Below are 26,451 nucleotides of genomic sequence, written 5' to 3' on the forward strand. Positions count from 1 at the left end.
TGCCCATCCCGGTGGGGACGGCGCGAGGGTGCCGCTTAGGCTGTCAGCCATGAGCAAGTCGCCTGGGGAGCGCGCGCCGGTCCGGTCGTTCTGGTGGTGGGAGCGACCGCGCAGCGCACTCCTGGACATCGGGCTGGCGATGCTGGCCGCGGCGGAGTGCTCGCTCAGCACGATCGCCTTCCTGTCGGCCCGGATCGAGCTGACGTCGGCGGGCCTGGCCGGGATCGCGCTGCTCGGCGCGGTGGCCGGCGGCTCGCTGGTGCTGCGCCGCCGCTGGCCGGCCGTCCCGGTGCTGGTGACCCTGGTGGCGATGCCCGGGATGCTGGGCGTGGTGCTGCTGGTGGTGTCGCTGTACACGCTGGCCGCGACCTGGGAGTGGCCCTCGCGGCGGCGCCGGGTCGTGGGGCTGTCGGCGCTGGCCTTCGCCGAGGCCGTCACCGTGATGCTGGTGTCGCTGCTCCTGCCCGGCGACTCCGTCGCGGACCCGACGCCGCTCTGGGGCCAGGTGCTGATGTCGGTGCTGGTGGCCGTCGGCCTGACCGTCCCGCCGGTGGTGACGGGCCTGTACGTGGGCGCGCGGCGGCGGCTGATCGAGTCGCTCAAGGACCGCGCGCACGGCCTGGAGGCCGAGCTGGACCTGCTGGCCGAGCAGGCGCAGGAGCGCGCCCGCCGGGCCCGGCTGGAGGAGCGGACCCGGATCGCCCGGGAGATGCACGACGTGGTCGCGCACCGGGTGTCGCTGATGGTGGTGCACGCCGGGGCGCTGGAGCGGATCGCCGCCAAGGACCCGGCGAAGGCGGCGCAGAGTGCCAAGTTGATGGGCGAGGTCGGCCGGCAGGCGCTGAACGAGCTGCGCGAGATCCTCGGCGTGCTGCGGATGGACGACGAGCGGCCCCAGGAGCCGGACTCGCTGGCCGCGCTGCCGCGGCTGGTCGACCAGTCCAGGGCGGCCGGCATGGCGGTCACGCTGACGGTCAGTGGCAGCCGGCAGGACTTCACGGGCGAGGCCGAGCAGACCGCGTACCGGGTGGTCCAGGAGGGCCTGACCAACGCGCACAAGCACGCCGGCGGCGCGGAGGTGTCCGTGCTGCTGGCGTACGCGCCGAACGGGGTGCGGGTGAGCGTGGTGAACGCCTGCCCGGGCGGGGAGCGCGGCGCGGCGAAGCTGCCCAGCGGGGGGAACGGGCTGGTCGGGATGCGCGAGCGGGTGATCGCGCTGGGCGGCAGTTTCTCGGCCGGGCCGGAGGCGGACGGCGGGTTCCGGGTCGAGGCGGTGCTGCCGTCCCGGCTGACGGTCCGGGCCGAGCCGCTGCGCTGAACGCCTGCTAGCTGTACTCGTCCGCGGTGCGCAGCCGTTCCGGGGCGGTGCCGAGGACCAGCGTGCTGATCGCCTGGTCGATGCCGTGGCCGAGGAACCACTCGCCGGTGTGGTCCAGGCTGTAGACCCGGCCCTCCTCGTCGACGGCGAGCAGCGCCTGGCCGTACGCCTCCTCGCCCAACGGGGCGAGCCGGCTGCCCAGGGCGCGACCGAGGTCGGCCAGGGTGCGCGGCTGGTGCAGCCCGCACAGCGGGTCGATCAGGAACGGGGTGCGGGCCAGCTGTCGGCCCGGGCCGGACAGGTCGAAGGCGAGGCCGCCGAACTCGGCCCAGGCCTCCACCGCCGCCGGGAACACCGCGTGTGCCACGCCGGTCGGGCTGGCGTACCCGGCCAGGGTGTCGGCCCACTCCTCGGCCTGCTCGATCTGCCAGCGGCCGGGGTGCCAGCCGGCCGCCTTGAGCTCGGCGGCGACGTCGGCGGGAAAGCGCGGGCGGGTCCCCCGGGAGTTCGCGGCCAGGGTGGCCGGCGGAGGCGGGGGCGGGCTGGGCGGATTCAGGACGGGCTCCTGGGGCTCGGGGACGTGGACGGGGCAGGGCGCGGCGGCCGATCAGCGGCCGGCCGGTCAGCGGGCGGGCGGCCCGACCACGACGCTCTGCACGGTGAAGTGCTCCAGCATCGGGACGCAGGAGCGGCACGGCGGGGCGTGGGTGCCGTGCGCCGGGTCGGCCTCCTCGCGGATCCGGACGGTGGTCATCCGGGCGCCCTTGAGCGCCTTGCGGGCCTCGTGCAGGCTCATCGGCTTGCGGGCGGCGCGCTTGGACCGCCGGCCGTCCACGTCGGTGAGGTACCGGGAGAGCAGCACCGCCTCCGGGCAGCGGCCGGTGAAGCGCTCCCGCAGCTCGATCGGCAGCCCCTCCAGGAAGTCGCCGACCAGCGGGTGCAGGACGGGCCGGCGCGCGGACTTGTCACCGGCCAGGGTGTGCACCTCACCGCCCTTGAGCGACAGCGCGGCGGCGACGGCGGGCAGCAGGCTGTCGCGGTGGTGGCGCAGCACGGGCGGGCCCGCCGGCTCACCGGTGGTCATGCGTCCTCCTCCTCGCTCCCGCTGACGGCCGGACCGGTGCGGCCGGTCCGGGACAAGCCTGTCAAATGTCACCGACATCCGTACAACCGGGGTACGCGGGTGGGCGAACGGGCCACGTGCGAAAGGCCGGGCGGTTACCCGGTCCAGACCGGGATCGCGACGGAACCCTGACTCAATCTGCACACTGCCGTTACGACTTGTCCACTGATTTCCCGAAACCGCCCCCAGCCGTGCGGGCTTGGCCGGTACCGTTCCGGCCACGAGCCGAAAGGGAAGCGGCCGCCCGGGCCGCACGGGGTGGGTCCGACTCGGCTACCCGCAAAGGCCGTTGGGGATCCATCGCCGGGGCCCGGGCAGGGCGGCGCCGGGCGGCTGTGAAGCGTAGGTGAGGGGTGGGCGCCGGTCTCCCGGGCGGGGGACCGGTCCGAAGGGCGACCCCCTACCCTGGTGTCCAGCAAGCGCACCGAGAATTTGCAGCAGCCAGTGGGGGCTCCCAGATGACGACAGGTCGGCCCGGCGTCGCCGCCGCACCGAACGCGGCGTACGCAGGTCAGGTGGTGCAGTTCCCGGACCCGGTCCGTGCCGAGCGTTACCCCGCCGGGGTCCAGGTCGACGAGTACGGCTACCCGGACTTCGGCCCGTACGCCGCCGCCGCGGCGGAGGTCGCCGACCCGCCGGAGGGCTTCGGCGTGGACGAGCTGCGGCTCACCGACTACGTCTCGGCCAACGCCGCGCTGTTCACCCAGGGCCACCCGCTCTGGGCCGACCTGGACACCGCCGTCGCCACCCCGCCCGGCTGGACCTGGCACCACGCGGTCGGCCGGGCCGCGCCCGGCTGGCGGCGGATGGAGCTGGTCCCGGTCGAGGTCAAGGCCCTGCTGCGCCACCACGGCGGCCTGGCCACCTCCGCCGCCGACCACGGCCGCCGCGGCACCCGCCCGCTCCAGGAGCGCCGGCCGGTGCACTTCTCGCTGGCCAGGGACGGCAGTGACCCGATCGGCGTCCCCGAGGACCTGGTGCAGCGTGCCGAGGACCGCCTCGGCTACCGTCTGCCCGGCGCCTACCGCACCTTCCTCAAGCTGGGCGGCGGCCGGGCCCCGGTCGGCGTCGCGCTGGACACCGAGCTCGGCATGCTGCTCGACCAGCCGTTCCTGACGCTCAGTGAGGAGTACGGCACCGAGGACGTCGTGTACGCCAACAAGTGCCTGCGCGACCACCTCACCAAGGACTACCTCGGCATCGCCTACGTGCAGGGCGGCATCGTCGCGCTGAAGGTCCGGGGCGACCGGATCGGCTCGGTCTGGTTCCACCTGTACGACGACGCCCGCGACACCGGCGCCCCCGAGGCCCCGGAGGACCGGCTCGCCCGGCTGCTGCTGCCCTGCGGCGAGGACTTCGACGCCTTCCTGCTCCGGCTGGCCGGCAGCCCGCCCGAGCTGGAGACGGTCGCGGAGCTGATGGTGGACGGCGGGTTCGCCCGGGCCGTCCCGGTGGACTGACGTGGCCGCGGTGGCGGAAGGAGCGGGGACGACGAGGATGGGGACAGGGGTGAACCGGGCGTGGTGACGTACGCGCAGGCGCAGGAGCTCGCCGACGAGTGGATCAACGGCGGGGTGCCGCGGTCGCAGCAGCGCGAGGTGCGGGTCCGGGAGTTCGATCTGGGCTTCGTCTGCTGGGCGGTACAGCCGGCGGACGGGGCGTCGGGCGCGGCGTCGGACGGATCGTCGGGAGGTGCGGAGAGCGGCTCCGCCGGTGAGGCGCGGCTGGTGATCGCCCGCGACTCCGGGGCGAGCACGCTCTGGCCCGCGCTGCCCGTCAACGAGGTGGTCCGGCAGTACGAAGAGGTGTACGGGCGGCCGGTCGCGGCCAACCCGGCCGGGGCGGCCAAGCCCGCGCCCGGGCCGGTCGAGGCGACGTCCTTCCTGCTCAGCCCGCCGCAGTGGCTCCAGGAGGCGGGCGCGGCGGCCATCGCGGCCGAGGCGGAGCGGCTCGGTACGGGTACGGCCGAGCCGGTCGCTCCTCCTGTGGAGCCCGCTGTTCCGGCCGAGCCTGCGGTTCCGGCCCCCGGCGTGCCGGCCGAGGCTGCCTCGTGGGCCCCGCCGACGACCCCGCCGGCCGTCCTGACCGCTCCGCCGGTCTCCGACCGGCCCGCCGGGGACGCGCCGACCATGCTCGCCCCGCCGCCCGGCCACGGCCAGCCGGCCGTTGCGCCACAGGTCCAGGCGGCTCCGCCGGTCCCGCCGCCCGCGGCTCCGGTCGGGGCCGAGGCGGCGACCGTGCTGATGTCGGAGGGCGGCCTGCGCACCTTCGGCTCCGACCTGTCCGACGGGCCCGCGCCCGCCGGGTCCGAGGCCGCGACCGCGCTGATGCCGCCGATTCCGGCGCCGGGCCCGCTGGCTCCGGCTCCCACCCCGGCCCCCGCGCAGCCTCCGGCGGCCGCGGCGCCCGCGCCGACGCTGCTGGCACCGCCGGACGGGATTCCCGGCCTGATGGGCCTGCCGGGTGCCCCGGACGCGCCCGCCGTGCCGCCCGCGGCTCCTCCGGCGGTCGAGCACGCGCCGACGATGCTCGCGCCGCCGGACGGGATTCCCGGCCTGATGGGCCTGCCGGGTGCCCCGGACGCGCCCGCCGTGCCGCCCGCGGCCGCTCCCGCGGTCGAGCACGCGCCGACGATGCTCGCCCCGCCGGACGGGATCCCGGGCCTGATGGGCCTGCCCGGCGCACCGGTCACCCCGGCCGCCGGTACGCCCGCGGCACCGGTGGCCCCCGCGCCCGGCCCGGGTGCCTCGCACGGTGGCGCGCTCGGCCGCAGCCCCGGTTCCGCCCCACCGCCGCCCCCGCCGGCCGTACTGCGTGGGGGCGCGTCCGGTCCGGGTGCCTCGCACGGCGGTGCGCTCGGCCGCGGCCCCGGTGCCGCTCCGCCGCCGCCCCCGCCCGCCGAACTGCGGCAGACCCCGGGCTCGGGCACTCCCGCCGCCAACCCGGGCGGCCGTGGCGCGGCCTCGGCCCCGCCGCCCCCGCCCCCGGCGGGCCTGCGCGGTGCAGCGGCGCCGCCCGCCGGCGGCACGCCCGCCCCGGGTGCGCCGGCCGCCGGGGTGGCGTACGAGGCGACGCAGCTGGCGAGCGCGCTCGACCCGGCGCTGCTGGGTGCCGGCCCCGCGGACCCGGGCACCCCGCCGTCCGGCGGCCCCGCCGTCCCGCCGCCGCCCGGGGGCCCGGCGGCTCCGGTCGCGCCCGCGGCCGGCTACGGCTATCCGAACGCGGGCGGCGCCGCCGGCGTCGTCCCCCCGGCGCCGGCGCCGGCGCCCGGGCCGCCGCAGGCCGCTTCGGTGCCCCCCGGCGTGCCCGCGGTCGGCCCCGGCTACTTCGCCGCGCTCAGCTACCGCGGCCCGGACGGTTCCGAGCAGAAGCTGCTGCACCGCAGCGAGCCCGGCACCCCGCACCCGGAGTGGAAGATCCTCCAGGACCTGCGGCGGCTGAACGTGCCGCCGGAGCAGGTGCTGGAGCTCTACACCGAGCTGGAGTCGTGCGATCTGCCGGGCGGCTACTGCAACCGCATGATCGCCGCGTCCTGGCCGAACGTCAGGCTCACCCACACCGCCGCGTACGGCCGTGACCACGCGTCCCGGCAGGCCGGGATGGCCGAGCTGCTCGACCACCTGGACGAGCTGCACCAGCTGGCCTCGGGCGCCCAGCGGGTCCGCCCGTTCCGGGTGCCGCTGCCCGCGCCCGGGACGGTCCCGCCGCTGCCGCCGGTTCCGCCGCAGCAGCTGGCGGCCGAGCTCGCCGACGCCTTCAAGCAGAACGTGTTCCGCTTCGAGCAGCGCGCCGTGTCCCGCCAGGGCGTGCCCGAGCCGGTGGCGCAGACCCTGATGTGGGCCGGTCTGCCGCGCGAGTTCGGGCCGTTCTTCTGGGCGCAGGCCCAGGAGGGCCGGCCGATCCCGACGCTCGCCGAGCTGGCCGCCGAGCGCGGCCTGCCCGCGGGCCCGGACTTCGGCGGCTACCTGGTGCTCGGCAACGACTACGGTCGCCAGCTCTGCGTCCAGTACGGCACCGCGAACGTGGTCGCGGTGGACACCGACGGAACCGGTCAGCCGCCCCGGTTCGTCAACACCGGTGTACCGGAGTTCGTCCGCTCCCTGGCCCTGCTGGGCCGGATGTGGGGGCTGCGGTACGGGCTGACGCCGGACCAGGCCGGTCGCTGGACGACCGACTTCCAGGCCCAGCTCGCCGCGATCGACCCCGCGGCCCTGCAGAACGCGGACACCTGGTGGGCCGTGCTGCTGGAGCAGTTCTGGGACGGCCTGCTGTAGCGGACCGTCATGGATCCTCGCAGGTGGGGAGGGGTCGTTCCGGCGTCCGGAACGGCCCCTCCGGCGTGTCGTGGCGGCGGTGCCTCGTTGGGGTTTCGCCCGGATCTGCGCAAAATAGGTCAAGAAGATGGGGTTGAACGTTCGTTCCTCGCCACATCTCGATACGTCCGACGCAGGAATCCGGACCGGACCTCGGTACCGGTTCCGGATCCGTCCGTTCCGTCCGATCATGGGCTCCGCAGCCCGCGACACGAGGGGAAAGAGCCCATGAGCGACGCCAGCCCCCAGTACGGCTTCACCCCGGCCCGGCGCGGTTACGCGCCCGAGCAGGTCGACCGAGCCCTCGCCGCCCTCACCGCGCAGCGTGACGAGGCGTGGGAGCGACTCAGCGTCCTCGGCGCCGGGATCCGTCAGATGGAGGACCGGCTGGCCGAGGTCCGCAAGGCCGCCGAGGACGCCCCGGCACCCGACTACGAGGTGCTCAGCGAACAGGCCGCCGGACTGGCCGCGATGGCGGAGAACGAGGCGCGCGCCGTCCGCGAGAAGGCCGAGCGCTTCGCCGAGGACCTGCGCGACGAGGTCTACGACGCCGGCCAGGAGCTCGACCACGCCGCCAGGGAGTACGCCGCCACCACCCGCGCCGAGGCCGACCAGGCCGCCCGGCGCACCGAGGAGCGCACCCGGGCCGAGGCCGAGACCATCCGCGCCGACGCCGACCGCGACAACCGGACCGTCCGGGACACCGCCACCGCCTACGCCGCCAAGGTGCGGGTCGCCGCCGCCGAGGCGAGCGAGCAGGCCGAGACCGAGCTGGCCGGCCGGCGGCGCAGGGCCGACGAGGCCTTCGCCGAGGCCGAGGCCAAGGCCGACGCCGAGGAGGCCGAGGTGTCGGCGACCGCCGAACGCCGGGTCAAGGAGGCGGAGCAGCACCGGGAGACCGTGCTGGGCCAGATCAAGCAGCTGGAGACCGAGGCCCAGGCCAAGGCCGACCAGCTGATCGAGCAGGCCCGCCGGGAGGCCGAGAAGCTCAACGCGGCGACCGAGCGCGAGCGGCGCGCGTTCACCTCGCGGCAGGAGACGGTCCAGAAGCACCTCGACCACATCAAGGCCACGCTCGCCTCGCTCACCGGGGCGGCGGTCGGTCTGATCGAGCCTGGTGAACCCGCCGAAGCCCCTGCCGAGCCCGCCGAGGCCGGCGAGGAGACCCCGGCCGCGGACGCCGCGCCGGCGGACTCCGGGGCGGACTCCGAGGCGGACACCGGGGAGATCGCCGTGCCGCGCCTGCGGAGGGCGCCCGACCTGCGGAAGGCGCCCGACCTGCGGAAGGCGCCCGACCTGCGGAAGCCGGACGTGCCGGAGGCCCGGGAGAAGGCGACGACCGCGCTGCGACTGCCGACCGCCCCGGCGGACGAGGCCCCGGCCGATGCCGCCCCCGCCGACGCCTCCGTGGTGACCGGCCCGGTCGCGCCTTCCGCGGTGCCGCCGAAGCCGGCCGCGCCGCCTGAGGCGGCCTCCGCCGATGCCGCCGAGGAGCAGCCGGAGAGCGAGGAGACCCGGATCATCCCGAAGATCGTCATCGTGGACGACGGCAGCGACTACGCCACCCCGAACACCGTCACCTACCGCCGCCGCTAGCCGACGCCCCGGCAGGCTTCGCGTCCTGGGCCCTGACCGCCTCCCGTCCGGCGGTCAGGGCCTCGGTGGTTCGCGGCCCTGATGCGGACGCCCGGGAACGGACGAAGGCCCCGGAACGAACGAGGCCGAGACCCGTGGCGCCCTCCAGGAAAGGGCGCCACGGTTCCCGGCGCTTGGGCGGGCGCCCCCACCCAGGGTCGCCCGGCCTCGCACCACCGACCCCCATCGGGGTGCGACTGCGCCGCCACAGCCATCCCCCACGGTTGGGTGCGGCGGGCACGTTCACCATGGTGGACGATCTCCATGGACGGGCAGTGACAGGAATATGGCCAGTTCGTGCCGGGCCGCGGAGCCGGAGCCCGACGGACCCTCGACCGGTGCGTCCGCGGGCGGGGCCCGGTGTTCCGTCCGGTGGTTCGTCGGCGCCCGGCCCCACCAGGCCGGTACGCCGCGTGCGTGTCGGTGCCGCGGCGTAGGCTGGAGACCCCCGGCCGCTCGGCGTGCCGGGCCGTTCGCGTTGCCCCGGCGGGCCTTCGCCGCCCGGAGGCAGCACCAGCCACGGGACGAAGAAGAGACCCCAGATGAGCCTGACCGGACTGCTCGATGTCGTCGCGCGGGACGCGGCGCTCGCCGAGGCGATCGAGGCCGCGACCGCCACCGGAGCCGCGGCCGGTGACCGCCGCCACCTGGACCTGGTCGGGCCGCCCGCCGCCAGGCCGTTCGCCATCGCCGCGCTGGCCCGCGCGCTCGCCGCCGCGGCGGCCGGGGACCACGGCCGTCCGGTGCTCGCCGTCACCGCGACCGGCCGGGAGGCGGAGGACCTCGCCGCGTCCCTGCGCTCGCTGCTGCCGCCGGACGCCGTCGCCGAGTTCCCGGCCTGGGAGACGCTGCCGCACGAGCGGCTGTCGCCCCGCTCGGACACCGTCGGCCGCCGGCTGGCCGTGCTGCGCCGGATCGTGCACCCGCGGGCGGACGATCCGGCGGCGGGGCCGGTGCAGGTGATCGTCGCCCCGGTACGCTCGGTGCTCCAGCCGCAGGTGAAGGGGCTGGCCGAGCTGGAACCGGTCGCGGTGCAGCGCGGCGAGTCGCACGACCTGGAGGAGGTCGCCCGCGGGCTCTCCGCCGCCGCCTACGCGAGGGTAGAACTGGTCGAGAAGCGGGGCGAGTTCGCCGTCCGGGGCGGCATCCTGGACGTCTTCCCGCCGACCGAGGAGCACCCGCTGCGGGTGGAGTTCTGGGGCGACGACGTCGAGGAGATCCGCTACTTCAAGGTCGCCGACCAGCGCTCGCTGGAGATCGCCGAGCACGGCCTGTGGGCGCCGCCCTGCCGCGAGCTGCTGCTCACCGACGAGGTGCGGGCGCGGGCCGCCGAGCTGTCGGCCGCGCACCCCGGGCTGGCCGAGATCCTGGACAAGATCGCCGAGGGCATCGCGGTCGAGGGCATGGAGTCGCTCGCGCCGGTCCTGGTGGACGACATGGAGCTGCTGGTCGACGTGCTGCCGCTCGGCTCGGTCACGGTGGTCTGCGACCCCGAGCGGGTGCGCACCCGGGCCGCCGACCTGGTCGCCACCAGCCAGGAGTTCCTGCACGCCTCCTGGGTCGCGGCCGCCGCCGGCGGGGACCGCCCGATCGACCTGGAGACCATCGACGTCTCCGCCGCCTCGCTGCGCTCGCTCGCCGAGGTCCGCGAGCACGCCGCCGAGATCGGCCTGCCCTGGTGGTCCGTCAGCCCGTTCGCGACCAGCGAGTCGACGGTCGACGGCATCCTGGAGTTCGACGCCAACACGCTCACCCTCGGCATGCACGCCGTCGAGGCCTACCGCGGCGACACCGCGCGCGCGATCGCCGACGCCAAGGAGCGGCTGGCCGCAGACTGGCGGGTCGTCATGGTGACGGAGGGCCACGGGCCCGCCTCCCGGCTCGCGGAGGTGCTGGGCAACGAGGGCATCCCGGCCCGGCTGGTCGCCGACCTCGCCGAGGCGCCCACCCGGGACGTCGTCCACGTCTCCTGCGGCTCGATCGAGCACGGGTTCGTCGACGAGAACCTGAAGCTGACGGTCATCACCGAGACCGACCTGTCCGGCCAGAAGTCCTCCACCAAGGACATGCGCCGGATGCCCTCCCGGCGCCGCAACGCGATCGACCCGCTGGCCCTGGTCGCCGGCGACTACGTCGTCCACGAGGCGCACGGCGTCGGCAGGTACGTCGAGATGGTGCAGCGCACCGTCCAGGGCGCCACCCGCGAGTACCTGGTGCTGGAGTACGCGCCGGCCAAGCGCGGCCACCCCGGCGACCGGCTGTTCGTGCCGACCGACCAGCTCGACCAGGTCACCAAGTACGTCGGCGGCGAGGCCCCGACCCTGCACCGGCTCGGCGGGGCGGACTGGGCGAAGACCAAGCAGCGGGCCAAGAAGGCGGTCAAGGAGATCGCCGCCGACCTGATCAGGCTGTACTCGGCACGCATGGCCGCGCCCGGCCACACCTTCGGCCCGGACACCCCGTGGCAGCGCGAGCTGGAGGACGCCTTCCCGTACGCGGAGACGCCGGACCAGCTGACCACCATCTCCGAGGTCAAGTCCGACATGGAGAAGTCCGTCCCGATGGACCGGCTGATCTGCGGCGACGTCGGCTACGGCAAGACCGAGATCGCCGTGCGGGCGGCCTTCAAGGCGGTGCAGGACGGCAAGCAGGTGGCCGTGCTGGTGCCGACCACGCTGCTGGTGCAGCAGCACTACTCGACCTTCGCCGAGCGGTACGCCAACTTCCCGGTGACGGTGAAGGCGCTGTCCCGCTTCCAGACCGACAGCGAGGCGAAGGCCGTGCTGGAAGGGCTCGCCGAGGGCTCGGTGGACGTCGTCATCGGCACCCACCGGCTGTTCTCCTCGGAGACCAGGTTCAAGGACCTCGGCCTGGTGATCGTCGACGAGGAGCAGCGGTTCGGCGTCGAGCACAAGGAGCAGCTGAAGAAGCTGCGCGCCAACGTCGACGTGCTGACCATGTCCGCCACGCCGATCCCGCGCACGCTGGAGATGGCCGTCACGGGCATCCGCGAGATGTCCACCATCACCACCCCGCCGGAGGAGCGGCACCCGGTGCTGACCTTCGTCGGCCCCTACGACGAGAAGCAGATCTCGGCCGCGATCCGGCGTGAACTCCTGCGCGAGGGCCAGGTGTTCTACATCCACAACCGTGTCGAGTCGATCGACAAGGCGGCGGCCCGGCTCAAGGACCTCGTCCCCGAGGCGCGGATCGCCACCGCGCACGGGCAGATGGGGGAGACCCAGCTGGAGAAGGTCGTCGTCGACTTCTGGGAGAAGGAGTTCGACGTCCTGGTGTCGACCACGATCGTGGAGTCCGGCATCGACATCTCCAACGCCAACACCCTGATCGTCGAGCGCGGCGACACCTTCGGCCTCTCCCAGCTGCACCAGCTGCGCGGCCGGGTCGGCCGTGGGCGCGAGCGCGGCTACGCGTACATGCTGTACCCGCCGGAGAAGCCGCTCACCGAGACGGCGCACGAGCGGCTCGCCACGATCGCCCAGCACACCGAGATGGGCGCCGGCATGTACGTCGCGATGAAGGACCTGGAGATCCGCGGCGCCGGCAACCTGCTCGGCGGCGAGCAGTCCGGGCACATCGCGGGCGTCGGCTTCGACCTCTACATGCGGATGGTCGGCGAGGCGGTGGCCGAGTTCCGCGAGTCGCTGGCGGGCGGCGGCGAGCCGGAGGAGGAGCCGCTGGAGGTGAAGATCGAGCTGCCCGTCGACGCGCACGTGCCGCACGACTACGCGCCCGGCGAGCGGCTGCGGCTCCAGGCGTACCGCTCGATCGCGGCGGTCAACTCGGAGGCGGACACCCAGCAGGTCCGGGACGAACTCGTCGACCGCTACGGCAAGTTGCCCGAGCCGGTGGAGAACCTGCTGCTGGTCGCGGCGCTGCGGCTGTACGCGCGGCGGTGCGGCATCTCGGACATCACCCTGCAGGGCGCGAACGTCCGGTTCGGGCCGGTGGAACTGCGCGAGTCGCAGCAGCTGCGGCTGAACCGGCTGTACCCGCGCAGCCAGGTCAAGGCCGCCAGCCAGCAGCTGCTGGTGCCCCGGCCGAGCACCGGCCGGATCGGCGGCAAGCCGCTGGTCGGGCGGGAGCTGCTGGGGTGGTGCAGCGAGTTCCTGTCGGCGATGTTCGACGACCTGGCGGGGACGAAGAAGTAGCAGCGGGAGCGGGAAGTCGGGCGGGCCGACTTCCCGCGCCGGCCCCGGCGCCGCAGGTCACGGGTGGGTGCGGTCGGGCCCGGTACCCGGCTCCAGCGCTGACGCCCGCCCGGGAGCGCGTCGAGCGAGGTGGCCGGGGCGGGTAGGTTCGAGGTGTGACGACGAATGTTCCGGGCGCGAAGCTGATCCTGCTCACCACCACCCACCGGGTGGCTCCCGGCCTGCTGGCGTGGCCGGCGTGGGAGGCGCTGCGGTCGGCGGGGCGGGTGCTGGCGGGGGATGCCGGGCATCCGCAGCTGGCGGCGGTGCGGCAGGCCGGGGTGGCGGTGGAGGTCGTGTCGGCCGAGTCGGCGCCGGCTCTGGCGCGTCTGCTGACGGAGCAGCCGGCGGCGGCGGGGCCGACGGTGTGGCTGGGCAGTCCGGACGGGGATCCGGGGCTGACGGTGGCGCTGGCGCGGCTGGCGGTGGAGCACGCGGGCGAGGTGCCGGAGATCGAGGTGCTGCCGGGTTCGTACGACCTGCCCGGGGCGCGCCTGCTGGACCTGGTGTCGGTGATGGACCGGCTGCGCTCGCCGGGCGGCTGCCCGTGGGACGCCGAGCAGACGCACGCGAGCCTGGTGAAGTACCTGGTGGAGGAGGCGTACGAGCTGGTCGAGGCGATCGAGGAGGGGGATCGGGAGACGCTGCGCGAGGAGCTGGGCGATGTGCTGCTCCAGGTGTTCTTCCACTCCCGGATCGCCGAGGAGCACCCGACCGACGCGTTCTCGATCGACGACGTGGCGGGCGACATCGTCGAGAAGCTGATGTACCGGCACCCGCACGTGTTCGGGGACGTCGAGGCCCGGGGCGCCGCCGAGGTGGAGGCGAACTGGGAGCAGCTGAAGGCGGCCGAGAAGGCGGACCGGGAGTCGGTGCTGGACGGCGTGCCGGCCGGGCTGCCGTCGCTGGCGTACGCGGCGAAGCTGGTGTCGCGGGTGCGCCGGGCCGGGTTCGCGGGGGTGCCGGACGAGCCGTACGAGCTGCCCGCGGAGCTCACGGCGGAGTCCGCGGGCAGGTTGCTGCTGGCGGTGGCGCAGCGGGCGCACGACGCCGGGGTGGACGTGGACGCGGCGCTGCGGGCCGCCGCGCGCGGCTACCGGGACGCGGTGCGCGCGGCAGAAGGGCTCAAGCCGGAGTAGGCGGCGGGCTCACGCCGCCGTCGCGGTGTCCGGTTCGCGGCGCCGCTGCGGCGGGACGACCTCGCCGATCGCCTCGCCGACGAGGGCGACGAGTTCGGCGAGGCGCTCCAGGTCGAGGTGGTCGGGCAGGTCGGCGAGGGAGATGATCCGCTCGCCGTCCGGGCCCGCGACGCAGAACAGGTCGATCGGTCCGAGGTGCTTCTCGGCGGTGTCCACGAGCGCGGCGACGTCGCTGGGGCGGCGGATGTCCCCGCCGACGCCGACGACGGGGCAGCCGGGCCGGTCGAGCTCCGCGGCGAGGTCCTCGGCGACGGCGGCCCGCTGGTCGGCGATCAGCATGCCGGCGGCGCCGGCCGCGGTGAACCGGCGGGCGAGGTCGGCCCCCGACCCGCCGTCGAGTACCGCGATGACGACGACTGCCCCGCTGACCTTCATTGGTCCGCTCCTCCCTGTGGGCGGCACCGCACCGGCGCCCACGATTTTCTGCCGAGGATCGTAGGCACGTCCTGACCCTCCGCAACAGGGATTACCCCTCAGGTGACCAGACTCACGCCCGCCGCACGGCCAAGAGCTGTCCAAGACCCGTCTACAGGCCGTCCACAGGCCGTGCACGGAGCGTTCGCGGGGTGTTGATCGACCCTGCGCCGGCCGTGGACGAACCGGTCACGGTCCGTCACCGGCCGGGCCCACCCTGATCCACCGGATACGGTCGAACCATGCCAGTTCAGCCCGATGACGCCCGCCCGCCGCTCTTCACGTGGGAGTTCGCCGCCGATCCGTACCCGGCCTACGCCTGGCTGCGCGAGCACGCCCCGGTGCACCGCACCACGCTGCCGAGCGGGGTGGAGGCCTGGCTGGTGACGAGGTACGCGGACGCGCGCCAGGCGCTGGCGGACAGCCGGCTGTCGAAGAACCCGGCGCACCACAGCGAGCAGGCGCACCGCACCGGCCGGGTGGGCATCCCGGGCGAGCGGCAGGCGGACCTGATGACGCATCTGCTGAACATCGACCCGCCGGACCACACCCGGCTGCGCCGCCTGGTGTCGAAGGCGTTCACGCCGCGCCGGGTGGCCGAGTTCGAGCCGCGGGTGCAGCAGCTCACCGACCGCCTGATCGACGGCTTCGCGCAGCGCGGCTCGGCGGACCTGATCCACGAGTTCGCGTTCCCGCTCCCCATCTACGCGATCTGCGACATGCTGGGCGTGCCGGCCGAGGACCAGGACGACTTCCGCGACTGGGCCGGCATGATGCTGAGACACACGAAGCCGGGCCACGGCAGCGGCCAACGCGGCGGCGTGGGGCGGGCGGTGAAGCGGATGCGGGCGTATCTGCTGGAGCTGATCCACCGCAAGCGGTTGGAGCTCGGGGACGACCTGATCTCGGGCCTGATCCGGGCGAGCGACCACGGCGAGCACCTGACCGAGAACGAGGCCGCCGCGATGGCGTTCATCCTCCTCTTCGCGGGTTTCGAGACGACCGTCAACCTGATCGGCAACGGCACGTACGCGCTGCTGCGCAATCCCGGACAGCGGGCGTTGCTGCAGGAGTCGGTGGCCCGTGGCGAGACCGCGCTGCTGGAGACCGGGATCGAGGAACTCCTGCGCTACGACGGGCCGGTGGAGCTGGCGACGTGGCGGTTCGCGACCCGGCCGCTGGCCATCGGCGGGGTGGACATCCCGGTCGGCGACCCGGTGCTGGTGGTGCTCGCCGCGGCGGACCGGGATCCGGCCCGGTTCGCGGACGAGAACACCCTGGACCTGGCCCGGACGGACAACCCGCACCTGGGCTTCGGGCACGGGATCCACTACTGCATCGGCGCGCCGCTGGCCCGGCTCGAAGGACGCAGCGCGCTGGCCACGCTGCTTTCCCGCCTGCCCGATCTGCGGCTGGCGGAAACCCCGGAGAATCTGCGCTGGCGCGGCGGTCTGATCATGCGCGGACTGCGTGAACTTCCGGTCGAATTCAGTCCGGAGAGCCGCTCCCCGCATGCCGTTCTCGGCGCCTCGACCAGCTGACGACACGTCGCTCATGCACCTCGGGCGCCAGCATGAACACCCATCAATCCGGACAAACATCTGCCGTTGACCGGTGATTGAACACGCGACGTAATTCCGGTGTGATGTCGACGATATGAGCTTGTGATTTGTCTGAGGATCGGTCTACTCTCCCTGGAGTTCGCAGCTGCGGACCCTCGTACGCGGAACGCCGAGTCCTGCCCGCCGCGTCACGGGAAACCGACCAGACCCTGGGCAGGGACGGGGGAACCAGGATTTTTGCCGTTCCTCGACGGCTTGGGGTGAAGCCGCCCATGCGGAATCGTTTCCGCTGACGGCGGCCGGGCCACCTCCCGGTCCGAACCCGACAGCTCACCTCGCAGGCGTGCGGAGAGGGACCTCTTCATGCTGTTCGTTGGAACTGGCCGTCACCGTCGTCGCACCCAGGCCGAGAAGGCCATCGCCGTCGCAGGTGTGGCAGGCGTCGGACTCGCACTGCCGATCCTCACCGCCACCGGCGCCTCCGCCGCCCCGGCCTCCGGCTGGGACTCCGTCGCCCAGTGCGAGAGCGGCGGCGACTGGAGCATCAACACCGGCAACGGCTTCTACGGCGGCCTGCAGTTCACCTCCAGCACCTGGAAGGCGTACGGCGGCACCGCGTACGCGCCGCAGGCCAACCAGGCCAGCAAGTCCCAGCAGATCTCGGTGGCCGAGAAGGTCCTGGCCTCGCAGGGCCCGGGCGCCTGGCCGGTCTGCTCGAAGAAGGCCGGCCTGTCGAAGGGCGGCGCTCCGGCCGTCGTCGACTCCTCCTCGGACGCCAAGCCCGCCGCCCAGCAGCATGCCCAGCAGCCCGCCGCGAAGCCCGCCCAGCCGAAGCCGGCTCAGAAGCCCGTGCAGCAGCAGGCCGCCCAGCCGCACGCCCATCAGCACGCCCAGCAGGCCCAGCCCCAGCAGCAGGCCCAACCCCAGGCCCCGGGCTTCTCCGGCAAGGCCGGCTGGGACGCCGACGCGAAGGTGTACTGGTACCAGAACAACGGCGCCTGGTACTGGACCAGCCACCAGAGCGTCTACCAGCAGTACGCCGGCCAGGCCGCGACCCAGTACGCGCCGTCCGCCCCGGCCCAGTCGGCTCCCGCCGCCACCCACCACGCCCCGGCCGCGCCGCAGGGCGGCCACGACTACACCGTGCACGCCGGTGACACGCTGTCGAGCATCGCCGCCGCCCAGGGCGTGTCCGGCGGCTGGCACGCGCTGTACGACGGCAACCGCGGCACCGTCGGCGGCGACCCGAACCTGATCCTCCCCGGCCAGGTCCTGCACCTCGGCTGACCTCGGCTGATCTGGGGGCACCGGACGAAGGGGGGCGGCGGCTCCGGCCCCCTTCGTCCGCGTTCGCCCCCTTTGTTGGGGCAACCAGGTGAACTACCGGTGGGTAGTCGGGCCACACGGTGAGACGGGACCCAGGTCAACGTGGCCCCGGGAGCCCGTGCGGTTAGGCTCTGGTCGTAACGACTCCGCAATCGTCCCGCCGACAGCACCACCGTCAGCCGGACCCCTGCTTCCGCAAGGAGATGCCTCGTGCCGTCCATCGATGTCGTCGTAGCCCGTGAGATTCTCGACTCGCGTGGCAACCCCACGGTCGAGGTCGAGGTCGGCCTCGACGACGGCAGCACCGGTCGTGCCGCTGTCCCGTCGGGTGCCTCCACCGGCGCCTTCGAGGCGCTGGAGCTCCGCGACGGTGACAAGAACCGCTACTTCGGCAAGGGCGTGGAGAAGGCCGTCCTGGCCGTCATCGAGCAGATCGGCCCGGAGCTGGTCGGCTATGACGCCACCGAGCAGCGCCTGATCGACCAGGCCATGCTCGACTTGGACGCCACCCCGGACAAGTCCTCGCTCGGCGCCAACGCCATCCTGGGTGTCTCGCTGGCCGTCGCGCACGCCGCCTCCGAGGCCAGCGACCTGCCGCTGTTCCGCTACCTGGGCGGCCCGAACGCGCACGTCCTGCCCGTTCCGATGATGAACATCCTCAACGGCGGGTCGCACGCGGACTCCAACGTCGACATCCAGGAGTTCATGATCGCCCCGATCGGCGCGGAGTCCTTCTCCGAGGCCGTCCGCTGGGGCGTCGAGGTCTACCACACCCTCAAGGGCGTGCTGAAGGAGCGCGGCCTGTCCACCGGCCTCGGCGACGAGGGCGGCTTCGCGCCGAACCTGGACAGCAACCGCGAGGCCCTCGACCTCATCGTCGAGGCCATCCAGAAGGCCGGCTACGTGCCCGGCCAGGACGTCGCGCTGGCCCTGGACGTCGCCTCCTCCGAGTTCTACAAGGACGGCGCCTACCAGTTCGAGGGCAAGGCCCTCTCCGCCGCCGAGCTCATCGAGTACTACGCCGAGCTGGTCGCCGCCTACCCGCTGGTCTCCATCGAGGACCCGCTGGACGAGTCGGACTGGGACGGCTGGAAGGCCATGACCGACAAGCTGGGCGACAAGGTCCAGCTGGTCGGCGACGACCTGTTCGTCACCAACCCGGCCCGCCTGGCCAAGGGCATCGAGACCGGCACCGCCAACGCCCTGCTCGTCAAGGTGAACCAGATCGGCTCGCTGACCGAGACCCTGGACGCCGTCGAGCTGGCCCAGCGCAACGGCTACCGCTGCATGATGTCGCACCGCTCCGGCGAGACCGAGGACGTCACCATCGCCGACCTGGCCGTCGCCACCAACTGCGGCCAGATCAAGACCGGTGCCCCGGCCCGCTCCGAGCGCGTCGCCAAGTACAACCAGCTGCTGCGCATCGAGGAGATCCTCGACGACGCCGCCGAGTACGCCGGCCGCGGCGCCTTCCCGCGCTTCAAGCACGAGGGCTGAGCGCACGCCTGACCGGTGCCCCGCCGTTCACCCCGTAGGGTGGACGGCGGGGCACCGTCGCGACCAGGAGGGGAACGGGAGATGGCAGGCTGGAGGATCCCGGGCTTGGCGGCCCGGCCTCGCTTCACGAGCCGGGCGACCGTCCTCGTCCTGGTGCTCTGCTCGCTCGTGGCGATCCTCGCCTACCCGACGCGGCAGTTCATCTCCCAGCGCGCCGAGATCTCCGCCCAGCGGGCGAAGGCCGAGCATGCCCGGCAGCAGGTCGAGCAGCTGCGCCGGGAGAAGGCCCGCTGGCAGGACCCGGAGTACGTCAAGGCGCAGGCCCGCGCCCGGCTGCACTACGCGATGCCGGGGGAGACCCCGTACATCGCGGTGGACCCGGCCGGACAGGGCGCCCCCGCGTCCTCCGCCGCCTCGCCCGCCCCCGCCGGCGGCACGGCCACCGGCCCGGTGAAGGCCGCCAAGCCCTGGTACTCCAGCATCTGGGACTCGGTGGACGCCGCCGACACCGCCGCCCTGGCCCCGCCCTCCACCCGTCCGCTCCCACCGTCCCCCGTTGGAGACCCCGCCTCCCATGACCACTGAGAACCACCCCGCCGTCTCCGACGCCGACGTCGCGGCCATCGCCGCCCAGCTCGGCCGGGTGCCGCGCGGCCTGCGCGCCGTGGCGCACCGCTGCCCCTGCGGCAACCCGGACGTCGTGGAGACGGCCCCCCGGCTGCCGGACGGCACGCCGTTCCCCACGCTCTACTACCTGACCTGCCCCAAGGCCGCCTCGCTGATCGGCACCCTGGAGGCGGACGGCGTGATGAAGGAGCAGAGCGCCCGCCTCGCCGAGGACCCGGAGCTGGCCGCCGCCTACCAGAAGGCGCACGAGGACTACATCGCCCGGCGCGACGCCATCGAGGTGCTGGAGGGCTTCCCGAGCGCCGGCGGCATGCCGGACCGGGTCAAGTGCCTGCACGTGCTGGCCGGCCACTCGCTGGCGGCCGGCGAGGGCGTCAATCCGCTCGGCGACGAGGCGCTCGGCATGCTGGAGGACTGGTGGGCCAAGGGCCCGTGCGTCTCCCCGGCCGAGGTCGAGGCCGCCGGTGAGCGGGTCGCCCGCAACCGGGCCAAGGAGCAGGACCACGAGGCCGTGATCGCCGCCAAGGAGGCGAAGACCGCCGAGCGCGCCGCCAAGAAGCGCGCCGCCGAGGAGGGCGACGCGCAGGAATCCTCTTCCCGGGAGTCCGAGTGAGCATGACCCGTGTGGCCGCGATCGACTGCGGCACCAACTCGATCCGCCTGCTGGTCGCCGATCTGGACCCGGAGACCGGGCAGATCACCGACCTCGACCGCCGGATGATCATCAACCGGCTGGGCCAGGGCGTGGACCAGACCGGCCGGCTGCACCCGGACGCCCTGGCCCGCACCTTCGCGGCCTGCCGGGAGTACAAGGAGATCATCACCGGGTTCGGGGTCGGCCCGGGCCGCACCCGCTTCGTCGCGACCAGCGCCTCCCGGGACGCCGAGAACAGCGACGAGTACGTCAAGGGCGTGCGCGACATCCTGGGAGTCGAGCCCGAGGTGGTGAGCGGCGAGGAGGAGGCGCACCTGTCCTTCGTCGGCGCCACCAAGGAGCTGACCGGCGGCCAGTTCCCCGCTCCGTACCTGGTGTTCGACCTCGGCGGCGGCTCGACCGAGTTCGTGCTCGGCGAGGACGACGTGCGGGCGGCGCGCTCGGTGGACATCGGCTGCGTCCGGCTGACCGAGCGCCACTTCGGCGGCGCCGAGCTGCCCTCCGAGGAGCAGATCGAGGCCGCCCGGGCGCACGTGCGGGCCGAGCTGGACAAGGCGGAGGAGGCCGTCCCGCTGACCGGCGCGGCCACCCTGGTGGGCCTGGCCGGGACGGTCACCACGGTGTCCGCGATCGCCCAGGAGCTGCCCGCCTACGACTCCGAGGCGATCCACCACTCGCGGATCGGCCGGGAGCGGGTGGCCCGGATCGCCCGCGAGCTGCTCGCCGCCACGCACGCCGAGCGCGCGGCGATCCCGTCGATGCACCCGGGCCGGGTGGACGTGATCGCGGCCGGCGCGCTGGAGCTGCTGGAGATCATGGAGCGGACCGGCGCCGACGAGGTGGTCGTGAGCGAGCACGACATCCTGGACGGGATCGCCTGGAGTATGGCCTCCTGACCCCCTGCACGCCTTACCTGACCGGCCCCGGAGCCCCTTTCGGGGGTCCGGGGCCGGGGCGCGCCCGGGCCCGTGCGGGAATGTTCGTGAATTTCTTCACATGGCCACCCCGCCAATCGTCGCACCCGGTCGCCCGCTACGTCCGAAATGTGGGACCGAAGGTATGCCGTGCGTAGCGGCCGATGGATCGCAGGTCAGGCCTCGTTCGGGGTTTGAAATTCGAAATCACGCGCGGGAACCCCGGTGCTGTACGGATCGTTGCTGCTCAGCTCGGTGGTGTGCGCCCCGGCGCTCGCGGGGCACCTCCGGGGGCGGTGGGATGTCGCCGAGGGGGTCGTTTTGTGGCCGCGCAGTGTAGCACGGGGTGTCCACGAGCTTGTGACCGGGCTCACGAAGGCTGCTCCGGACGGTGCTGGATACTTTCGGATATGAGCACCACGGAGCGTCCTCGCATCCTCATTGTCGGCGGTGGTTACGTCGGCCTGTATGCCGCGATGCGCATCCTCAAGAAGATGCGTTACGGCGAAGCGACCGTCACGGTCGTCGACCCGCGGTCGTACATGACGTACCTGCCTTTCCTCCCCGAGGCGGCCGGCGGCAACGTCGCGCCTCGCAACCTCGTCGCGCCGCTGCGCAGCGCCCTCAAGAAGGCGGAGGTGCTCACCGGTGCGGTCACCGGTGTGGACCACGCCCGCAAGGTCGCCACGATCCAGCCCGCGGCCGGCGACTCGTACGAGCTGCCCTTCGAGTACCTGGTCGTCGCGACCGGCTCGGTCTCCCGCACCTTCCCGATCCCGGGTCTGGCGGAGCACGGCATCGGCATGAAGACGGTCGAGGAGGCCATCGGCCTCCGCAACCACGTCATGGCCCAGCTGGACAAGGCCGAGTCCACCACGGACGAGGCGGTCCGCCGCAAGGCCCTGACCTTCGTCGTCATCGGCGGTGGCTTCGCCGGTGTCGAGACGATCGCCGAGATCGAGGACATGGCGCGCGACGCGTCGAAGCTGTACCGGACCGTCAGCCGTGACGACATGCGCTTCGTCATGGTCGAGGCGGCCAACCGCATCCTCCCCGAGGTGGGCCCGGACCTCGGTCTGTGGACCAAGGAGAAGCTCGAGGAGCGCAAGATCGAGGTCTACATCGAGACCTCGATGGACTCCTGCATCGACGGCCACGTCATGCTGAAGAACGGCATGGAGATGGACGCCTCCACCATCGTGTGGACGGCGGGCGTCAAGCCGAACCCGGTGCTGGCCGACTTCGGCCTGCCGCTCGGCCCGCGCGGCCACGTCGACACCGCGCCGACCCTCCAGGTCCAGGGCTTCGACTACGTCTGGGCCGCCGGCGACAACGCCCAGGTGCCGGACCTCGCCGCCGGCGAGGGCGCCTGGTGCCCGCCGAACGCGCAGCACGCCTGCCGCCAGGCCGTCGTCCTCGGTGACAACGTGATCTCCGGCATGCGGGGCTTCCCGCAGAAGGAGTACAAGCACAAGAACCTCGGTGCGGTCGCCGGTCTCGGCCTGCACAAGGGTGTCGCGATCCTCTTCGGCAAGGTCAAGCTCAAGGGCCGCCTGGCCTGGTGGTTCCACCGTGCGTACCACGGCGCGATGGTCCCGACCGTCAACCGCAAGGTCCGCGTCTTCACGGACTGGACGCTCGCGATGTTCCTGAAGCGCGAGATGGTCGGCCTCTCCCAGATGGAGAAGCCGCAGCTGCCCATCCAGGAGGTCACGCCTCCCACCAAGCCCGTCGAGGCGGCCAAGCCGGCCGTCGAGAAGGAACTCGCCAGCAAGTAAGCGACTGAGGCCCGGGTGTGGGAGCACTCGGGTATGAGTCGGAGGCCCTCCGCCCGGCAGTGTCGCCGGACCACGACCTCCGTGGTGCTCAGCCGGCCGTGCGACCGGGCGGAGTACAGAAGTAGGAAGGCCCCTGCCGAACCGGCAGGGGCCTTCCGCGTGCTCGGGCGACACCGACGCCCAGGGGCGCCTCGGGACGCCCCGAGGGACGCCCAGGGACGCCTGAGGGGTGCTCAGGCGTCCCAAGGCGTCCCGGGTGACGGTCAGTCGGTCTTGATGCTCTCCAGGATGTCCAGCCTGGACGCCCGGCGGGCCGGCCACAGCGCGGCCACCAGGCCGACCAGCCCGGCCAGGCCCAGGAACAGCGCCAGCTGGCCGTACGGCAGGACGGTGGTCAGACCGGCCAGGCTGGACTTCAGCGTGCCGATGATCGCCCAGGCGATGAAGCAGCCGAGCAGCAGGCCGATGCCGGCGCCGAAGACCGAGATCACCACGGACTCCAGACGGACCATCCGCTTGATGCCCCGGCGGTCCAGGCCGATCGCCCGCAGCATCCCGATCTCGCGCTTGCGCTCGAAGACCGACATGGCCAGCGTGTTGATCACGCCGAGGATGGCGACCAGCACGGACATCGCCAGCAGTCCGTACATGATGTTCAGCACGACGGTGATGGCCTGGCTGAACTGGTCACGGACGTCCTGCTTGGACTTGACCTCGATGACGGGGTTGGCGCCGGTGGCGTCCTTGAGCGACTGCTTCAGCGCGCCGGTGGCGCCGTCCTTGCCCTTGACCAGGACGTCGGAGATGTGCGCCTTCGGGTTGTGCTTGGCGACCTCGCCGTTGGCCAGGACGGCCGGGCCGAGCATGCCGCCCTTCTCGTACACGCCGCCGACGGTGAGCTGCCCGGTCGACCCGTCGCGGAAGTCCACGGTCACGGTGGAGCCGGTGGTGACGTTGAACCTGGTGGCGACGTTCTGGTCCACCAGCAGCTGGCCCTTGCCGAGGGCGGCGGTGGAGCCGCTGATCAGCTTGATCTGGGCGAGCTGGTCGAAGCTGTCCGCGTTCAGACCGGTGATCGCCTTGGTGACGCCGTTAAGCTCCCAGTACGACTCGGTCATCGGCGAGGAGGCGACCACCCCGGGGGCGCCCGCGATCTCACCGGGCACCTTGTCGGACAGCCCCATGCCCTCGGCGGCGCCGACCAGATAGTCGGCCTTCATCGAGCTGGTGATGGCCTTGTCGATCGCGCCGCTGACCGAGGCGCCCATCACAGTGAGGCCGCTGACCAGGGTCAGGCCGATGGTGAGGGCGGCGGCGGTGGCCGCGGTGCGGCGCGGGTTGCGGACGGCGTTCTGCTGGGCCAGCTTGCCCGGGGTGCCGGCGAGCTTGCGCAGCACCGGGCCGATCAGGGCGATGACCGGGCGGGAGAGCAGCGGCAGCAGGACGAACACGCCGATCAGGGCCAGGAAGGCGCCGAGCGCGACCGGCATCCGGCCGCTGTCGTTGCCGGTGGAGGCGCCGTAGCCGATCAGCGCGAGGCCGCCGGCCGCGAGCACCGAGCCGATGACGTTACGGACCATCAGGCTCTTCTGGCTGGCCGGCTGGTCGCCGCTGCTCATCGCGGCCACCGGGGCGATCCGCGAGGCGCGCATGGCCGGCAGCAGGGCCGACAGCACCGTCACCTTGATGCCGACCACGAGGGTCACGACGATGGTGACCGGCTTGATCACGAGCGAGGCAGACGGCATGTTCTCGTTCAGCGAGCCGACCAGGGACTGCAGCCCGGCGCCGATCCCGACGCCGGCGACCAGACCGGCCACGGCCGAGACGGCGCCGATCACCAGGGCCTCGGCCAGGACGGAGCGGGTGACCTGCTTGCGGCTGGCGCCGATCGCCCGGAGCAGCGCGAGCTCCTTGGTGCGCTGGGCGACCAGCATGGTGAAGGTGTTGGCGATGATGAAGATGCCGACGAAGAGCGATATCCCGGCGAACGCGAGCAGCACGGTACGCAGGGTCTTGGTGCCGTCGGCGATCATGCGCTGCTCTTCGGCCTTGAGCTGCTCGCCGGTCTCGGTGTCGAAGTGCTGGCCGGACGGCACGGTGGGCTTGACCTGGGCGAGCAGGGCGTCCTCGGTGGTGCCGGGCTTGGCGGTGAGCACGATGCTGCTGTACCGGCCGGGTTCCAGCAGCAGCTCCTGGGCGGTGGCGCGGTCGAACAGGGTGAGCGTGCCGCCGCTGCTCACCACCGGGTTGTCGGTGGTGAAGATGCCGGTGAGCTTCGCCTCGATCACCGGGCCGGTGGCGGCGACCCGGACGGTGTCGCCGACCTTGTAGCCGCCCTTGTCTGCGGTCCTGCGGTCGAGCGCGATCTCCTTGCCGTTCGTCGGGCCCTGGCCCTCGGCCATCGGGTACCGGGCGTCCTTGCCGTCCGGGCCGGGGGCGAAGTTGGCGCCCCGGGCGGACCACGACTGGCCGATCAGGTTGCCGTTGTGGTCGGCCACCCCGGTGAAGCCGCTGACCACGCCGCGGGCGCCCGCGGCGCCGGGCAGCGCGGCCAGCTGCTGGACGGTGGCGTCGGTGAGCTTGGCGGAGCCGCTCTCGCTCTGCTCCTTGGCGGAGGCGCGGGAGCCGGCCGCGTAGTCCACGACCTGGACCGAGACGTCCGAGTAGCTCTTGGAGTTGCTGTCCCGCATGGCCTTGTCGAAGGTGTCGGAGAAGACCATGGTGCCCGCCACGAAGGCGGTTCCCAGCATGACGGCCAGAGCCGTCATCAGCAGTCGGCCCTTGTGGGCCAGCACGTTGCGCAGTGCGGTGCGATACATGAGGTGTCCTGAAGTCGCGTAAGGGGGCTGCTGGGCTGCCTGGGTGTCAGCTGGTGCGGCCCTTGGCGTCGAAGCGGCGCATGCGGTCCAGGACGGTGTCGGCGGTGGGGGCCGTCAGTTCGTCGACGATGCGGCCGTCGGCGAGGAAGACGACGCGGTCGGCGTAGGAGGCGGCGACGGGGTCGTGGGTGACCATGACCACGGTCTGGCCGAGTTCGCGCACGGAGTTGCGGAGGAAGGAGAGGATTTCGGCGCCGGAGCGGGAGTCGAGGTTTCCGGTGGGTTCGTCAGCGAAGATGATGTCGGGCTTGCCGGCGAGGGCGCGGGCGCAGGCGACGCGCTGCTGCTGGCCGCCGGAGAGCTGGGACGGGCGGTGGCTGAGGCGGCCGGAGAGGCCGACGGTGTCGACGACGCGGTCGAGCCAGGCCTTGTCGACCTTGCGGCCGGCGATGTCCATCGGGAGGGTGATGTTCTCCAGCGCGGTGAGCGTGGGGAGCAGGTTGAAGGCCTGGAAGATGAAGCCGATGTGGTCGCGGCGCAGCTGGGTGAGCTGCTTGTCCTTCAGGCCGACGAGTTCGGTGTCGCCGATGGTGGACGAGCCGGAGGAGACGGTGTCGAGGCCGGCCATGCAGTGCATGAGCGTGGACTTGCCGGAGCCGGAGGGGCCCATGATGGCGGTGAACTCGCCCTGGGGGAACGTGACGCTGACGTTGTCGAGGGCGACCACACGGGTCTCCCCCTCCCCGTAGACCTTGTTGAGACCGGTGGCGCGGGCGGCCGCCCGGCCGGTGCGGACGGCGGTTGCGGTCGACGTGGTCACGGGGGTGCTCCTCTGGTCGCGGATTCCTCCTTCCATACTCCTTTATGTGATCACCGATCTTCGTCGCTCCGCCGGACGGTTGGCCTGACCCCCGCCGGGTGTACGGCGGGTCGGCTTCCTCCTCCTGCGGTATGACGTGGACCCTGAGGACGGGTCGGTGGCCTGAACCGGTGTCTTTCGTGGCCGAATCGCGGACTGTTCGTCAGATGGCAAGGAAACATGACAACTTCCGTGGCC

At 73.1% G+C, this 26,451-nt stretch carries 17 protein-coding genes, 1 pseudogene and 1 riboswitch; of the genes and pseudogenes, 13 read left to right on the plus strand and 5 right to left on the minus strand.

Annotated elements, in window-relative coordinates:
* Nucleotides 1-49 precede the first annotated feature (49 nt).
* Entirely contained in the window at nt 50-1,318 is a 1,269-nt protein-coding gene (locus F7Q99_RS16090; RefSeq protein WP_153462199.1) for a sensor histidine kinase, read from the plus strand.
* 7 nt (nt 1,319-1,325) lie between these two features.
* On the opposite strand, the gene F7Q99_RS16095 is transcribed toward F7Q99_RS16090, so the two are convergent.
* Complete coding sequence (locus F7Q99_RS16095) at nt 1,326-1,835, minus strand: SUKH-3 domain-containing protein (RefSeq protein ID WP_153462201.1); 510 nt, start codon at nt 1,833-1,835, stop codon at nt 1,326-1,328.
* A 105-nt stretch (nt 1,836-1,940) separates the two neighbouring features.
* Nucleotides 1,941-2,402, minus strand: a complete 462-nt coding sequence (locus tag F7Q99_RS16100) for a YwqJ-related putative deaminase (protein WP_230210235.1) — start codon at nt 2,400-2,402, stop codon at nt 1,941-1,943.
* Nucleotides 2,403-2,899: 497 nt separating this feature from the next.
* Here F7Q99_RS16100 and F7Q99_RS16105 point away from each other — a divergent pair, with 497 nt between their 5' ends.
* The 5 genes from F7Q99_RS16105 to F7Q99_RS16125 all read left to right on the plus strand — a co-directional run bounded on the left by F7Q99_RS16105 (nt 2,900) and on the right by F7Q99_RS16125 (nt 13,739).
* On the plus strand, nt 2,900-3,901 hold the full coding sequence (locus tag F7Q99_RS16105) for an HNH endonuclease (RefSeq protein WP_153462210.1): 1,002 nt from the start codon (nt 2,900-2,902) through the stop codon (nt 3,899-3,901).
* Between the two features lie 60 nt (nt 3,902-3,961).
* On the plus strand, nt 3,962-6,715 hold the full coding sequence (locus F7Q99_RS16110) for an SUKH-4 family immunity protein (RefSeq protein ID WP_326846725.1): 2,754 nt from the start codon (nt 3,962-3,964) through the stop codon (nt 6,713-6,715).
* Nucleotides 6,716-6,982: 267 nt separating this feature from the next.
* Nucleotides 6,983-8,350 carry a hypothetical protein gene (locus tag F7Q99_RS16115; RefSeq protein WP_153462212.1) on the plus strand — a complete coding sequence of 456 codons (1,368 nt, stop codon included), beginning with the start codon at nt 6,983-6,985 and terminating at the stop codon, nt 8,348-8,350.
* Nucleotides 8,351-8,931: 581 nt separating this feature from the next.
* Entirely contained in the window at nt 8,932-12,561 is a 3,630-nt protein-coding gene (mfd, locus tag F7Q99_RS16120; RefSeq protein WP_153462214.1) for a transcription-repair coupling factor, read from the plus strand.
* A 155-nt stretch (nt 12,562-12,716) separates the two neighbouring features.
* Nucleotides 12,717-13,739, plus strand: coding sequence for a MazG family protein (locus F7Q99_RS16125; RefSeq protein WP_326846726.1), 1,023 nt, complete (start codon nt 12,717-12,719; stop codon nt 13,737-13,739).
* Between the two features lie 9 nt (nt 13,740-13,748).
* Here the strand turns inward: F7Q99_RS16125 and F7Q99_RS16130 are convergent, their stop codons facing one another.
* Nucleotides 13,749-14,174: an SDR family NAD(P)-dependent oxidoreductase gene (locus F7Q99_RS16130; protein WP_153462216.1), complete on the minus strand. Its 426-nt coding sequence runs from the start codon at nt 14,172-14,174 to the stop codon at nt 13,749-13,751.
* A 281-nt stretch (nt 14,175-14,455) separates the two neighbouring features.
* Here F7Q99_RS16130 and F7Q99_RS16135 point away from each other — a divergent pair, with 281 nt between their 5' ends.
* The 7 genes and pseudogenes from F7Q99_RS16135 to F7Q99_RS16165 all read left to right on the plus strand — a co-directional run bounded on the left by F7Q99_RS16135 (nt 14,456) and on the right by F7Q99_RS16165 (nt 22,572).
* The gene (locus F7Q99_RS16135) at nt 14,456-15,754 is read left to right on the plus strand and encodes a cytochrome P450 family protein (protein WP_153462218.1); all 1,299 of its coding nucleotides are present in this window, start codon (nt 14,456-14,458) and stop codon (nt 15,752-15,754) included.
* 211 nt (nt 15,755-15,965) lie between these two features.
* Nucleotides 15,966-16,133, plus strand: a riboswitch (cyclic di-AMP (ydaO/yuaA leader).
* Between the two features lie 5 nt (nt 16,134-16,138).
* Nucleotides 16,139-17,062: a transglycosylase family protein gene (locus F7Q99_RS43170; RefSeq protein ID WP_153462220.1), complete on the plus strand. Its 924-nt coding sequence runs from the start codon at nt 16,139-16,141 to the stop codon at nt 17,060-17,062.
* A gap of 249 nt (nt 17,063-17,311) precedes the next feature.
* Nucleotides 17,312-18,598 carry a phosphopyruvate hydratase gene (gene eno / locus F7Q99_RS16145; RefSeq protein WP_326846727.1) on the plus strand — a complete coding sequence of 429 codons (1,287 nt, stop codon included), beginning with the start codon at nt 17,312-17,314 and terminating at the stop codon, nt 18,596-18,598.
* A 105-nt stretch (nt 18,599-18,703) separates the two neighbouring features.
* Nucleotides 18,704-19,183 carry an FtsB family cell division protein gene (locus tag F7Q99_RS16150; protein ID WP_230210236.1) on the plus strand — a complete coding sequence of 160 codons (480 nt, stop codon included), beginning with the start codon at nt 18,704-18,706 and terminating at the stop codon, nt 19,181-19,183.
* A pseudogene (locus tag F7Q99_RS16155) lies at nt 19,155-19,682 on the plus strand (DUF501 domain-containing protein); the annotation flags it as partial. The gene F7Q99_RS16150 and the pseudogene F7Q99_RS16155, both read left to right, overlap by 29 nt.
* Before the next feature lie 158 nt (nt 19,683-19,840).
* The gene (locus F7Q99_RS16160) at nt 19,841-20,776 is read left to right on the plus strand and encodes a Ppx/GppA phosphatase family protein (RefSeq protein WP_153466251.1); all 936 of its coding nucleotides are present in this window, start codon (nt 19,841-19,843) and stop codon (nt 20,774-20,776) included.
* 428 nt (nt 20,777-21,204) lie between these two features.
* Nucleotides 21,205-22,572 (plus strand): NAD(P)/FAD-dependent oxidoreductase, encoded by a 1,368-nt coding sequence (locus tag F7Q99_RS16165; protein WP_153462226.1) that lies wholly within the window; start codon nt 21,205-21,207, stop codon nt 22,570-22,572.
* A gap of 263 nt (nt 22,573-22,835) precedes the next feature.
* On the opposite strand, the gene F7Q99_RS16170 is transcribed toward F7Q99_RS16165, so the two are convergent.
* Nucleotides 22,836-25,394 carry an ABC transporter permease gene (locus F7Q99_RS16170; RefSeq protein ID WP_153462228.1) on the minus strand — a complete coding sequence of 853 codons (2,559 nt, stop codon included), beginning with the start codon at nt 25,392-25,394 and terminating at the stop codon, nt 22,836-22,838.
* A 46-nt stretch (nt 25,395-25,440) separates the two neighbouring features.
* On the minus strand, nt 25,441-26,250 hold the full coding sequence (locus F7Q99_RS16175; RefSeq protein ID WP_153462230.1) for an ABC transporter ATP-binding protein: 810 nt from the start codon (nt 26,248-26,250) through the stop codon (nt 25,441-25,443).
* Nucleotides 26,251-26,451: the final 201 nt, after the last annotated feature.

Origin of the sequence: Streptomyces kaniharaensis (assembly GCF_009569385.1) — a bacterium.
In the GTDB taxonomy this organism is placed as follows: domain Bacteria; phylum Actinomycetota; class Actinomycetes; order Streptomycetales; family Streptomycetaceae; genus Kitasatospora; species Kitasatospora kaniharaensis.